The organism is Pseudomonas sp. M2, from assembly GCF_015751845.1.
In the GTDB taxonomy this organism is placed as follows: domain Bacteria; phylum Pseudomonadota; class Gammaproteobacteria; order Pseudomonadales; family Pseudomonadaceae; genus Aquipseudomonas; species Aquipseudomonas putida_E.
Map to the genome: position 1 here is coordinate 4,962,910 of NZ_JADOUD010000001.1, position 12,840 is coordinate 4,975,749.

12 protein-coding genes are annotated in these 12,840 nt (G+C 63.6%); 7 read left to right on the forward strand and 5 right to left on the reverse strand.

From position 1 onward, the window contains the following. The first annotated feature begins 323 nt into the window (after window positions 1-323). On the forward strand, window positions 324-644 hold the full coding sequence (locus IWW33_RS23015) for a hypothetical protein (RefSeq protein WP_046786060.1): 321 nt from the start codon (window positions 324-326) through the stop codon (window positions 642-644). A gap of 135 nt (window positions 645-779) precedes the next feature. Further along, window positions 780-1,595 (forward strand): transporter substrate-binding domain-containing protein, encoded by an 816-nt coding sequence (locus IWW33_RS23020; protein WP_119687109.1) that lies wholly within the window; start codon window positions 780-782, stop codon window positions 1,593-1,595. A 33-nt stretch (window positions 1,596-1,628) separates the two neighbouring features. On the opposite strand, the gene IWW33_RS23025 is transcribed toward IWW33_RS23020, so the two are convergent. Genes IWW33_RS23025 through IWW33_RS23040 form a run of 4 tightly spaced genes read right to left on the reverse strand, consistent with a single transcriptional unit; the run spans window position 1,629 to window position 6,725 of the window. Then, window positions 1,629-2,642 carry an XdhC family protein gene (locus IWW33_RS23025; protein ID WP_119687108.1) on the reverse strand — a complete coding sequence of 338 codons (1,014 nt, stop codon included), beginning with the start codon at window positions 2,640-2,642 and terminating at the stop codon, window positions 1,629-1,631. A 13-nt stretch (window positions 2,643-2,655) separates the two neighbouring features. Continuing rightward, the gene (locus tag IWW33_RS23030) at window positions 2,656-4,002 is read right to left on the reverse strand and encodes a cytochrome c (RefSeq protein WP_174141123.1); all 1,347 of its coding nucleotides are present in this window, start codon (window positions 4,000-4,002) and stop codon (window positions 2,656-2,658) included. Window positions 4,003-4,020: 18 nt separating this feature from the next. Continuing rightward, a complete protein-coding gene (locus tag IWW33_RS23035) occupies window positions 4,021-6,270 on the reverse strand; it encodes a xanthine dehydrogenase family protein molybdopterin-binding subunit (protein WP_174141124.1) in 2,250 nt (749 codons plus the stop codon). After that, window positions 6,270-6,725, reverse strand: a complete 456-nt coding sequence (locus IWW33_RS23040; protein ID WP_046786065.1) for a (2Fe-2S)-binding protein — start codon at window positions 6,723-6,725, stop codon at window positions 6,270-6,272. The genes IWW33_RS23035 and IWW33_RS23040 overlap by 1 nt, the downstream gene beginning before the upstream one ends. Window positions 6,726-6,984: 259 nt before the next feature. Between IWW33_RS23040 and IWW33_RS23045 the strand changes: the two genes are divergently transcribed. Further along, entirely contained in the window at window positions 6,985-9,171 is a 2,187-nt protein-coding gene (locus IWW33_RS23045; RefSeq protein ID WP_174141125.1) for an OsmC domain/YcaO domain-containing protein, read from the forward strand. Next, the gene (locus tag IWW33_RS23050) at window positions 9,168-9,929 is read left to right on the forward strand and encodes a hypothetical protein (RefSeq protein ID WP_196914404.1); all 762 of its coding nucleotides are present in this window, start codon (window positions 9,168-9,170) and stop codon (window positions 9,927-9,929) included. The genes IWW33_RS23045 and IWW33_RS23050 overlap by 4 nt, the downstream gene beginning before the upstream one ends. Here the strand turns inward: IWW33_RS23050 and IWW33_RS23055 are convergent. Continuing rightward, the gene (locus tag IWW33_RS23055) at window positions 9,926-10,225 is read right to left on the reverse strand and encodes a hypothetical protein (RefSeq protein ID WP_174141127.1); all 300 of its coding nucleotides are present in this window, start codon (window positions 10,223-10,225) and stop codon (window positions 9,926-9,928) included. The genes IWW33_RS23050 and IWW33_RS23055 overlap by 4 nt on opposite strands. A gap of 178 nt (window positions 10,226-10,403) precedes the next feature. Here IWW33_RS23055 and IWW33_RS23060 point away from each other — a divergent pair, with 178 nt between their 5' ends. The 3 genes from IWW33_RS23060 to IWW33_RS23070 all read left to right on the forward strand — a co-directional run bounded on the left by IWW33_RS23060 (window position 10,404) and on the right by IWW33_RS23070 (window position 12,775). After that, window positions 10,404-10,832, forward strand: a complete 429-nt coding sequence (locus IWW33_RS23060; protein ID WP_174141128.1) for a DUF2231 domain-containing protein — start codon at window positions 10,404-10,406, stop codon at window positions 10,830-10,832. Further along, on the forward strand, window positions 10,829-12,121 hold the full coding sequence (locus IWW33_RS23065) for a sorbosone dehydrogenase family protein (protein WP_174141129.1): 1,293 nt from the start codon (window positions 10,829-10,831) through the stop codon (window positions 12,119-12,121). The genes IWW33_RS23060 and IWW33_RS23065 overlap by 4 nt, the downstream gene beginning before the upstream one ends. Before the next feature lie 75 nt (window positions 12,122-12,196). Continuing rightward, window positions 12,197-12,775, forward strand: coding sequence for a hypothetical protein (locus IWW33_RS23070; protein WP_039601934.1), 579 nt, complete (start codon window positions 12,197-12,199; stop codon window positions 12,773-12,775). The last annotated feature ends 65 nt before the right edge of the window (window positions 12,776-12,840 follow it).

Sequence of the window (12,840 nt, forward strand, 5' to 3'; positions counted from 1 at the left end):
GGGAATTGCATCTGACAGCATAGCTGCCGGTTACGGCCCTCGACCAAGTCGACGACGAGCCGAGTATCAACCTCAGGTACTCGAGCGGGCGTTTTCCGGTGGACGTGCGCGACGTGGGTATCTACCTGGCGGTGAAAGGGGCCTGGTAGCCGCCCCTGGTGGCTACAGCCAACCGGACGGCGCACACCGCTAGGGCGATGGGCCCCACCTATGGTATACAACCCTCATTACCACACCACCATCACCTGGCGCCTGGAAGCGTTCTGGGTTGGTCGGTGACTTTCCTGCAACTGCTCCTTTTATAGAGAAACGGAGATTCGAAGATGACCGCCACCGACCGTCTGAGCCTGCTTCAGTATGAGCACCTGGGCCTGGACGATGTTGCCGCCGCTGAATTCAAGGTCGCTCTGGGTGAGCTGCGCAAGTTGGCACTGGGTGACCGTTACGAACACCACGCCGCGCTGCATCTGGGCGATATCGCCGAAGCCGAAAACCGTCAGCAACTGGATCAGACCAAAAACTGGGGCATAGGCTTCCTACAGGGGCTGAGCTGCGCGCAAACGCTCACCGAAGAGCAAGTCAAGGCACTGCGCGGCGTGTTCCAGGCGGCCGCCAAGCGGTCTTTGGCGCGCATGCCCGGATAAATTTCTGGCAGCCAGCGGATTCTCGTCCAGACTCCTTAGAGCATGCGGGCAGCAGTACAGCAGACGTGCACAGGATGTGGCAGCCTTTCGCGACCACGGCTGGCCGCCTAAGGCCGCATGCACCGAGGGTTGTAGATGGTCGAGCGGTGGTCCGGCCGGTCTTTGCTGCTTTCGTTTTCCCTGATTCTGTTGCCTCAGGCCTGGGCAGCGGAGGATGTGTGTCGGCAACTGACGGCCACCGGCAATCCGGAATATCCCCCTTACCTGTGGCGCGACCCGAACGACCCCCAGCGGCTGATCGGTGCCAACGCCGACCTGCTTGACTACCTGGGCCAGGCGCTCGGTGTGAAAATGCAGGTGGTCTACGGCGGGCCATGGTCGCGGGCTCAGGAACAGGTGCGCAAAGGCCGTATCGACTTGATGGCCGGTTACTTCCTGACCCAGGCGCGTCAGCAGGAGGCGGACTTCATCAGCCCGCCGTTCTTGCATACGCCAAGTGTTGTCTGGGTGCGCCAGGACGCTGCCTTTGCCTACCGTGGCTGGTCAGACCTGAAGGGGCGCAAGGGCGGCACCCTGGTCAGCAACAGCCACGGCCAAGAGTTCGACGATTACGCCAGGGCCAACCTCACGCTCGAAGCGGTTCCCGGTGCCAGGCAGGCGTTCGAGAAGCTGCTGCACAAGCGCAACGACTACCTGATCTATGAGCAGTATCCCGGCATGGCGCTGGCGCGCACGCTGGGTATGGACAAGCAATTGAAGGTGCTCGATCCGCCGGTGTCCAGTGAAGGTCTGTACCTGGCGCTGTCCCATGCATCGCCGTGCAACCAGCCCAGGCTGCGTGAGCAACTGGCGCAAAAAATGAAGGAAATCGTCTCTGGCCCGCTGCCTGGGCAGCTGCTGGCGAAGAACCTGGAGCGTTGGAAGCAGGAGCAAGCGGGCGGGCAGCATTGAGGCACAGTGTGCTGGCATTGGCGCACGTTCACCTCATGCACTGGCTTCCCGAGCCCGCTTGGCCTTGGTCACATCGACCGCGCTGGGCAAGGCAACGCCGTTCTTGATGGCAAGAACCTGCGCCATCACGCTGACCGCGATCTCTGCAGGGGTCTTGCTGCCGATATAGATACCGATGGGGCCATGCAGGCGTTCGAGTGAGGCTTGCGTCTCACCGAAGTGCACGATCAGCCGTTCGCGGCGCAGCTGGCTGTTACGCCGGGAACCGATCGCACCGATGTAGAAGGCTGTGCTGTGCAAGGCTTCGAGCAAGGCCAGGTCGTCCAGCTTGGGGTCATGGCTCAGGCCAATGATGCAACTGCGCAGGTCGGGGGCGAAGGCCCTGACCACATCGTCCGGCATGCCGACTATCTTCTCCACGCCCGCGACATTCCAGCCATCCATGTATTCGCGGCGAGGGTCGCAGACGGCCACCTTGAAGCCGTTGAACAGCGCCATGGTCGCCAGGTACTCGGCCAGTACCCCGGCACCGATCAGCAGCATGCGGTAGCCGGGGCCCAGGGTATTGACCATGCGTTGGCCATCGAAGCTGAACTGCTCGGGTGCGTGCGTGGCGGCCAGGCTTACGCCACCGGTGCCGAGGTCCAGCTCGCGACGGACCAGGTTGCCAGCGTCCAGCTGCGGCAGAAGCTGCTCAAGGCTGGGCAATGAAGGGCTGAACTCGAGTATCAGCTCCAGGGTCCCGCCGCAGGGCAGGCCAAAGCGATGAGCCTCGTCGGCACTGACGCCATAACGCACCACGCGCGGCGGCCCTTCCGGCATGCCTTCGCCGTTGTAGGCAGTGGTGTAGCGGTGCACCAGGTCATCCTCGATGCAGCCACCGGAGACGCTGCCAATGACCCTGCCATCGCCACGCAGGGCCATCATCGAGCCCACCGGCCTGGGCGACGAACCCCAGGTGCGGGCTACGGTCGCCAGCAGCACCCGTTCGCCGGCCTGGAGCCAGTCACGGGTGGTGCGCAGGACCAACAGGTCGATGCTTTCCATTGACAGTGTTTCCTCAGCGCATGTGCAAGATGATCGGGCTGCTGCTGGCCGGGTCGGTATCCCCGCGCAGCTTGCTGACGGCCTGCGCGTCGACCGCACCGCCGTGGTTGCCCCAGGTACTGCGGACAAAGCTCAGCACCTGGGCGATCTCCTGGTCCGACAACTGCTCGCGGAACGCAGGCATGCGGTAGGCATCCGGCAGCCCGGCGGCGACGATACGTTGCGAGCCATTGAGGGTGATGTTGATCGCCGAAGCATTCTCCTTGGCCAGCGCCGAGGTGGCCCCCGCCAGCGGCGGCATCCACTCTGCCTGGCCCTTGCCATCCAGGCCATGGCACGTAGCGCAGCGGGTCACGTAGGTGTGGGCGCCGGGGCTGTTCAGGCGTTCACCGGCAGACACGGCCTGATACTGCCACGGCGCGCCGTCACGTTGGGGGTCGGCCGGCAACGATTTGAGGTAGCGGGCGATCGCTGCCAGGTCGTCATCGCTCATGAACTGGGTGGAATTGTTGAACGCCTCGGTCATCGACCCATAGACCACCGCATGCTGGTTGCGCCCGTGCTTGAGGAACTGCACGATCTGGGCCTCGCTCCAGCGGCCCAGGCCGGTGTTGTGGTCGTTACGCAGGCTGGGTGCGTACCAGCCATCGAGCAGCGCGCCGGCCAGGAACGCTTTGCCACCTTCATCCAGGGCTTTTTCGTTGAAGGCCAGGCCCCGTGGGGTATGGCAACTGCCACAGTGGCCGGGGCCCTGAACGATGTAGGCGCCTCGGTTCCACACCGCGTCCTGCGCCGGTTTGGCCGCATAAGGTTCGTCTGCTGCGAACACGCCGTTCCACAGCGCGATCGGCCAGCGCATGTTCAGTGGCCAGGGAATGTCGCTGGGGATGTTCGCCTGTTGTGCAGGCTGTACGCCTTTCATGAAGAAGGCATACAACGCCCGCACATCGTCATCGCTGAGCTTGGCATATGAGGGGTAGGGCATGGCCGGGTACAGCCGTCTGCCCCCCGGTGCGACGCCGTGGCGCACAGCGCGGTCGAAGTCGGCAAGGCTGTAATGGCCGATGCCGGTCGCGGGGTCGGGAGTTACATTGGTGGCGTGTATCGCCCCCAGCGGTGTGGCCATTTCCAGCCCACCGGCAAATGGCTTGCCGTCGGGCAGGCTGTGGCAGGCGACGCAGTCGCTGAGCCTGGCCACGTACTCACCACGGCTGACCAGCGCCGGGTCGAAGCTGGCGTTCTGTTCGGTGACGAAGGGCGAAGCGGGCTCACGGGTGACATACCAGGCCAGCAGGCCTGCAGCGACCAGGCACGGCAGCGCCAGCCAGCCTGCGGTTCTTGCGAATCGACTGTGGGTCATGGGGCGGTCCTTGTCCGGTCAGCTGAAGGTATGGCGGCTCATGGGCAGGCTGCGGATGCGCTGGCCTGTGAGTTGCGCCACCGCGTTGGCCACTGCTGGCGCCACCGCAGGCAACGGCGGCTCGCCAATGCCCCCCATCTTCGCGCCGCTTTCGACAATGCGCACATGCACTCGGGCCATGCGCGAGGCAGGCAGGATCGGATACAGGTCGTAGTTGCGCGCGCGCGGCTTGCCATCGATGTATACGGCTTCCTCAACCAGCGTCTGCGACAGGCCAAGGGCCACGGCGCCGTTGACCTGGGCTTCGATGATCGCTGGGTTGACGATGCTGCCGGGGTCGATCGCCTGCCAGATGTCGTGGACTTTCACTTGGCCATCTTCGATCGACACTTCGGCGATCACGGCGGCCTCCGAGCCGAACGGCGAAGCCATGGCCACGCCACGCGCCCGCTTGCTGCCGTCTTCAGCGGTGAACGGCCCGCGCTTCCAGCCACCGGACAGTTCACCCACCGCTTGCAGCAGGTTGGTCAGGCGCGGGTTGTCGCGCAGCAGGTGCAGGCGCAACTCAAAGGGGTCTTTACCGCCTTTGTCAGCCAGCTCGTCCAGGAAGGACTCATAGAAGAAATCGTTCAGCGAGTTGCCCACCGAGCGCCAGTAACCCAGCATGGCCGGGCCCTTGACGTAGATCTGTGCGATGCGCTTGTTGGCGATGGCGTAGGATTTGCCCGACAGCCCTTCGAGCGCCGTCGGGTCGATTTTCTCGCCTTGCTTGCCCGCCAGGGCCTCGGTCGGCCCCTCTGTGGCACTCACCGCTTCGATAGCCACTGGCAGGCCATCGGCATCCAGCCCTGCGCGGAACTTGACCACCGCAACCGGCCGCAGCACATCGCGCAGGAATTCTTCCTCGCGGCTCCAGATCAGCTTGACCGGGCGGCCGACGGCCTTGGCCAGCAAGATGGCCTGCGGGTAAGGGTTGGCCGAGTCATACAGGAAGTGGCGACCGAAGAACCCGCCCAGAAGCGGCGAGTGCAGGGTGATCTGTGCAGGATCCAGGCCGGTGCGTTTGGCGATGTCGTCACGGAACATGTCCGGCGCCTGGTTGGGCAGCCAGACCTCCAGCGAACCGTCGGGGTTGAAGCGCGCCAGTGCCGACGGCGGCTCCAGCTGGGCATGGTTGAGATACTGGTTGTGGTAGGTGGCCTCGACCTTGGTTTTGGCATTGCCCAGTGCTGCGGCCACATCGCCTTCGCTTTCGTCGTCCTTGGCGGGGCCTGTCTGGGCGGCCAGGTGCTCGCGCCAGGCATCGCTGGAGAAGTCGGCGGGCATCGCGCGTACCTGGCTGTCGGCGCCCGGCTCCTGCCAGTCCACCTGCAGCGCCTCGACCGCACGCTTGGCGTGCCACCAGCGTTCGGCCACCACGGCAACGGCGCCCGGCAATTGATGCACCGAGTGCACGCCTTTCATGGCCTTGACCTGGTCTTCGTTGCGCAGGCTGCCTACGGTCATGCCCAGGCGCGGGGCATGCTGCACAGCGGCGTGGAGCATGCCGTCGAGCGTGATGTCGATGGTGTAGAGCGCTTTGCCGGTGGATTTGTCGTAGGCATCGACACGGCGCACCGGCTTGCCGATCCAGCGGAACTGGCTGGGGTCGCGCAGCGTGATGCCCGCTGGGTTCGGTACCGGCAGGTCCATGGCCCGTTCAGCCAGCTCGCCATAGGCCAGCGAACGGCCCGAGGCGGCGTGCAGCACTTTGCCAGGTTCGGTGGACAGCTCGCTCACCGGTACGCCCCATTGCTCGGCGGCGGCTTGCAGCAGCATGGCCCGGGCGAGGGCGCCGAGGCGGCGCATGGTCGGGTAGCTCATGCGCACCGACATGCTGCCGCCGGTGATGCGCATGCCGTTTTCCATCACTACGTAGGCTTCGCCCGGCGGGGCACTGTCGACCACGAACGTGGCAGGGTCCGCGTCCAGTTCTTCGCCGACGATCTGCGCCATGGCGGTGTAGGTGCCTTGGCCGCCTTCCATGAACGGGCACAGCAGGCGTACCGTGCCGTCCTGGCGGATTTCCAGGAATGCAGGTACCTGGGTGCCGCGTTCCTGGGCAGCGGCCGTCGCCGCTTGGACCCGGCTGACGCCCAGCGGCAGGCCGAAGCCCAGGACCAGGGCGCCTACGGCGGTACCGGCGAGAAAACGCCGACGCGACAGGTTGACCGTTTCGCCCGGCGGCAGGTCGAGCAGCGCTGCAGGGTTATCGACAGGCGTATTCATCAGGCCTTCTCCCCTTGGGCGAGTTCGTGCACGGCGGCATGGATGGCGTTATAAGTGCCACAGCGGCACAGGTTGACCATCGCCGCATCGATTTGCGCATCGCTCGGTTGCGGGGTGTGCTTGAGCAGCGCGGTAGCCGCCATCACCTGCCCGGACTGGCAGTAACCGCATTGGGCCACCTGATGCTCGACCCACGCGGCCACCACGCGCTTGCCCACCGCATCGGCCTCGATGGCTTCGATGGTGGTCACTTCACGCCCGACCACTCCGGCCACCGGCGTGACACAGGCGCGCACCACATTGCCGTCCACCAGCACCGAGCAGGCGCCGCACTGTGCCAGGCCACAGCCGTACTTGGTGCCGGTCAGGCCGAGGTCGTCGCGGATCACCCACAGCAACGGCGTGTCGGCGTCGGCCTCGACCTGGTAGGTCTTCTGGTTGATTCGAAGTTCCATGGCTCACCTGCTGATCATCGGTTGTGATTATGTTGCCGTGCAGGGAATACGTTGTTCCCCAATCCGCAAACGCTAGCACAGCGGGGTGAGCGGCGGCCTGCCGTGTACGGCAGGTTCAGAGAATCAGGCAAGCAATCCGGCGAAATGCGCAATCAAGTGCCGCAGCGGTGGGCGGCACAGACAAACAGGACTTCCAGCCGAAAAAACCGGATAATGCCGGCCAATTTCGTTTTGCACGCTTAAATCACGGTGTTCCCGCATGGAAATCAAGGTCAACTTTCTCGACAACCTTCGTCTTGAAGCCAAATTCGACGACTTCACGGTGATCGCCGACCAGCCGATCCGCTACAAAGGCGATGGCTCGGCCCCGGGGCCGTTCGACTATTTCCTTGCCTCATCGGCCCTGTGCGCCGCCTATTTCGTCAAGCTGTACTGCCAGACCCGGGATATCCCTACCGAAAACATCCGCCTGTCGCAGAACAACATCGTCGACCCCGAGAACCGCTACAACCAGATCTTCAAGATCCAGGTCGAGCTGCCGGAGGACATCTCTGAGAAGGACCGGCAGGGCATCCTGCGCTCCATCGACCGCTGCACGGTCAAGAAAGTGGTACAGACCGGCCCCGAGTTCATCATCGAGCAGGTGGACAACCTCGATGCCGACGCCCAGGGCCTGCTCATGCCGGTGGCCGACACCACCACCTACATCGCCGGCAAGGACCTGCCGCTGGAGCAGACCATCGCCAACATGTCGGGCCTGCTCGCCGGGCTGGGCATGAAGATCGAGATCGCCTCGTGGCGCAACATCGTGCCGAACGTGTGGTCGCTGCACGTGCGCGATGCTCAGTCGCCGATGTGCTTCACCAACGGCAAGGGCTCGACCAAAGAGGCCGCGCTGGCCTCGGCGCTGGGTGAATTCATCGAGCGTTTGAACTGCAACTTCTTCTACAACGACCAGTTCTGGGGCGAGGACATCGCCAACGCGCCGTTCGTGCACTACCCCAACGAGCAGTGGTTCAAGCCGGGCCCCAAGGACGCGCTGCCAGCCGAGGTCCTCGACGAATACTGCCTGCAGATCTACAACCCGGACGGCGAGCTGCGTGGTTCGCACCTGTATGACACCAACTCGGGCAATACCGCGCGTGGCATCTGCTCGCTGCCGTTCGTGCGCCAGTCGGACGGGCAGGTGGTATACTTCCCGTCCAACCTGATCGAAAACCTGTTCCTCAGCAACGGCATGAGCGCAGGCAATACCCTGGCCGAAGCGCAGGTGCAGTGCCTGTCGGAGATCTTCGAACGGGCCGTGAAGCGTGAAATCCTTGAGGGCGAGTTGTGCCTGCCGGATGTGCCGCAGGAGGTGCTGGCCAAGTACCCAGGCATCGTCGCAGGCATCCAGGGGCTGGAAGAGCAGGGCTTCCCGGTGCTGGTCAAGGACGCGTCGCTGGGCGGTGAATTCCCGGTCATGTGCGTGACCTTGATGAACCCGCGTACCGGCGGCGTGTTCGCCTCGTTCGGCGCGCACCCAAGCTTGGAGGTGGCGCTGGAACGCAGCCTTACCGAACTGCTGCAGGGCCGCAGTTTCGAGGGGCTCAACGACTTGCCGCAGCCGACCTTCGAAAGCCACGCGCTGACCGAGCCGAACAACTTCGTCGAGCACTTCATCGATTCCAGTGGTGTGGTGTCGTGGCGCTTCTTCAGCGCCAAGGCCGACTTCGAATTCGTCGAGTGGGACTTCTCCGGCCATGGCGAAGACTCCAACCTCCAGGAAGCCGCGACCCTGTTCGGCATCCTCGAGGGCATGGGCAAGGAGGTGTACATGGCTGTGTACGACAACCTCGGCGCCAACGCCTGCCGCATCCTGGTACCGGGTTACTCGGAGATCTATCCGGTCGAGGACCTGATCTGGGACAACACCAACCGTGCCCTGGGGTTCCGTGCCGACATCCTCAACCTGCACAGCCTGGACAACCGTGCACTGCGGGCGCTGCTCAAGCGCCTGGACAACTGTGAGGTGGATGACTACACCACCATCACCACGCTGATCGGTGTCGAGTTCGATGACAACACGGTGTGGGGCCAGTTGACCATCCTTGAGTTGAAACTGCTGATCTGCCTGGCGCTGAAGCGTTTCGAGGACGCCAAGGAGTTGGTCGAGGCGTTCCTGCAGTTCAACGACAACACTGTCGAGCGCGGTTTGTTCTACCAGGCCCTGAATGTGGTGTTGGAAGTGGTGTTGGATGATGAGCTTCAGATGGAGGACTACGAGGCCAATTTCCGCCGCATGTTCGGCAACCCGCGCATGGATGCAGTGCTGGGTTCGGTGGACGGTAGCGTGCGCTTCCATGGCCTGACCCCGACCAGCATGAAGCTGGAGGGGCTGGACCGCCACCTGCGCTTGATCGAGAGCTACAAGAAACTGCATGCCGCCCGGGCCAAGGCGGTGTGACAAGGCTCGAGCCGCTCGACCTGCCTCTTCCCGATTACCCCGCACCGGGCCTGATTGGCGAGGCCCTGTACCTGCGCTACGCGGCCTTAATGGCGCAAGCGGCTAATAGGTCCGCGCCGCTGGCCGATGACGCAGTGCGTCATGAAGGCCGGCGCCTGGCCAGCGATCTGCTGGGCCAGGCAATCACCTTGGGCAGCAGCAAAGCCCACGAAGGTTCGGATGAGATCTACTGGTTGGTGCAGAGCGCTGCTATCGCCTCCTTGTTCGCCGATGGCGCCCAGTGCGCCGAATTTGCCCGGTACAGGCAGCACGTGGCCTATTACTCGGAAGGCTGCCGTACGGCGGGACAGGTCAATGCTTTCGACCGCTACGTGGCCGCCAATGGCCAGCCCTCAGCCGAAGACGAGGTACAGTCCCGCTCGGCGGATGACCACTACCGGGTAATGGTGAGGCCATGGGAGGCTGGGAATACGCATTGGGTCTATTCCCCGCGTATTCTCGATACCCGCCAAGGCACTTGCCTACTGAGTTTCCAGGATGCCTGCTGGTCGGCGGACGCCAGCACCTGGCATAGCGGCTCGACCGTCGAGCTGGCATTGCGCAAGTACCCAGGGCACCGCGCACGCGACGGCATACGCGTGGTCATCGACTGTACCCACCGGTGTGCATTGCTGGAGGGCGGCGGTGAGATCGAACTGGCGTACCTGGAGGCCGTGCTGCAAGCCCGGCTTGAGGCCGCTGAGCCCGGCAGCCGCTAGTTCTTGCACTTGGCCATGACCACCTGGCAGGTCCTGGGCGTTCCGCCGGACCGGCCGGCATAGCGGATACAATTGTTCATCGACTTGTGGCGGGCCATGCTCAAGGTATCGCCCCACGCCAGGCCGCCTTCTCCCATAGTGGGCACGGCTTTGGCGAAACAGTTCGAGCCCAACGCCGCTGTCTGGTAGCGAGCCTGGCTATGCTTGTTCGAACATCCGGTAGTCAGCGCCATGCTGAGGCCAAGCAGGGCATGTGCGGCCCATAACGCGTACGGTCGTGCACTATCAGCGCTCATGGCGTTTGCCTCAGGTGGGAAGGGGGGGAAGTCTTTCAGGATATTTCTATCAAGCCAAGCGGTGAACTAACCGGACGTCAAGGTGATCCTTTGCTAAGCGCACCCCGCGCACGCCTGACGGACCGGGTACTCGTGCCTATCCGCCAGCCCCGGGTCACTGACTGAGTAAGGAGGCGCCGTGACCGCTACCGAGCAAACCCTCTACCGATGCACGCCCAGCCCGCTGCACGCAATCCTGCTGGCCGGCACGGTCCCGCTGTTTCTTGGCGCATTGCTGAGTGACATAGCCTACTTCAAGAGCTACCAGATCCAGTGGAGCAACTTCGCCTCCTGGTTGATTGCTGGCGGCCTGCTGTTCTGCGGGCTGACGTTGCTGTTCGCGCTGGCCAACCTGGTCCGCGCCGAGCGTAAGGGCGGGCGGCCAACGCTGTACTTTCTGCTGTTGCTGGTGACTTGGGTACTAGGGCTGATCAATGCCTTCGAGCACGCCAAGGACGCCTGGGCAGTGATGCCCGCGGGCCTGGTGCTGTCTTTGATCGTGACCGTGCTGGCCTGCGTGGCGGCCTGGCTGGGTATGAGCAACCTGCGTTCGGGAGGTGCGGCATGAAACCTTTGCATGCATTGCCTTTATTGAGTGTAGCGCTGCTGTTGAGCGCCTGCGGTGGGGAAGGTGAGGCTACCCAGGCCCTGGGCCCCGACCCGAAACTGCCGGCCCCCGAGCGTGGCCTGTTGCCGAGCATGAAGATCGCCCAGCCCGCACACTGGGGCGAGCAGAAGCCGACCGTACCTGAGGGTTACAGCATCACAGCCATTGCCACTGACCTGAAAATTCCGCGTCAGAGCCTGGTACTGCCCAACGGTGACATCCTGGTGGCCGAAGGCCGCGGCGGCAGTGCAGCCAAGCTCAAGCCCAAGGACGTCATCGCCAGCCAGATCAAGGCCAAAGGCAATACCCAGGTCAAGGGCGGCAACCGCTTGACCCTGCTGCGCGACGCCGACGGCGATGGCACCTATGAGGTGCAGACGGTGTTTGCCGAAAACCTCAACGCGCCTTATGGCCTGGCCTTTGCCGATGGCAAGCTGTACGTGGCCAACCAGGACGCATTGGTACGTTTCGACTACCAGGACGGCCAGACCCAGGCCGGCAGCCCGCCGACCAAAGTCACCGACCTGCCGGCCGAGATCAATCATCACTGGACCAAGGCGCTGACCGTCAGCCCCGATGGCCGTTATCTGTATGTAGGTATCGGTTCGAACAGCAATATCACCGAGCGTGGGATGGAGGCCGAAGTCGATCGCGCCATGGTCTGGCAAATAGACGCTGCCACCGGCGCGCACAAACCGTACGCTACCGGCTTGCGTAACCCGACGGCGCTGGCCATCCAGCCTGGCAGCGGGCAGCTGTGGACCGTGGTCAATGAGCGCGATGAACTGGGCCCGGACCTGGTGCCGGACTACCTCACTTCGGTGCGTGAAGGTGGCTTCTATGGCTGGCCGTACAGCTACTGGGGGCAGAACGTCGATGAGCGGGTGAAACCGCAGAACCCGGACAAGGTGGCTGCCGCAATCAAGCCCGATTACAGCCTCGGTTCGCATGTGGCCGCGCTGGGCGTGGACTTTTCCATACCGGCCATGGGCGAGCGCTTTGCCGACGGCGTGTTCGTCGGCGAGCACGGCAGCTGGAACCGGCCAAACCCTGTGGGCTACAAGGTGATCTTCGTGCCGTTCAGCAACGGCAAGCCTGCCGGTGAACCGATCGACTTCGCCACCGGCTTCCGGGCCGAGGATGGCCAGACTCGCGGCCGGCCGGTCGGTGTGACGGTTGACCCTCGGGGGGCACTGATCATCGCCGATGATTTGGCCAATACCGTATGGCGGGTCACGCGCAATCGGTAAGTCCAGCTATGGTGTAGGAGCGGCGCGTGAAGCGTTCACGCGCCTGTCCGGTCTTGAACACAGGGAAGCAGGCCTATGAATGCTCTTTGTACACTCGCTCGCGCTGTTGCGCTTGCCACGCTCGTCGGTACCGCCAGTTACACGGTGCAGGCTGCCGATATACCCATTGCCAGTGAAGCACTGGAAAGTCATGTGACCACACAGGTCACCGCCATCGACCAGGCCAACCGGCAGGTCACGGTCAAAGGCCCTGACGACAAGGACGTGACGTTCCAGCTCACGGAAAAGGCCAAGGCGCTGCCCAACCTCAAAGTCGGTGACCAGGTCGATATCTACGTGACCCGTGCGGTGGCCTATGTACTCAACACAGAGGTGGGCGGGGCGCCCAAAGCCAGCGATGAGTCTGGAACCATCCGCGCCACCAAGGACAACCCCAACCCGGGCGGTGAGGCATTCCGCCAGGTACGGGTAACGTCGCAGATCAAGAAGATCGACCTCAAGACCCATGAGGTGAGCCTGCTACCGCCGGAAGGCAAGTTGCAGGTGGTCAAGGTCGAGGACCCTGAACTGCAGGCCCGAATGAAAAACCTCAAGGTCGACCAGACGGTCGATGCGATCTACACCGAAGTACTGCGGATCGAGACATCCCGCTGACCTCTCGCCGGCCTTTTCGCGGGCGACCTCGCGAAAAGGCCGGCGTCATCGATCGGTATCCATCA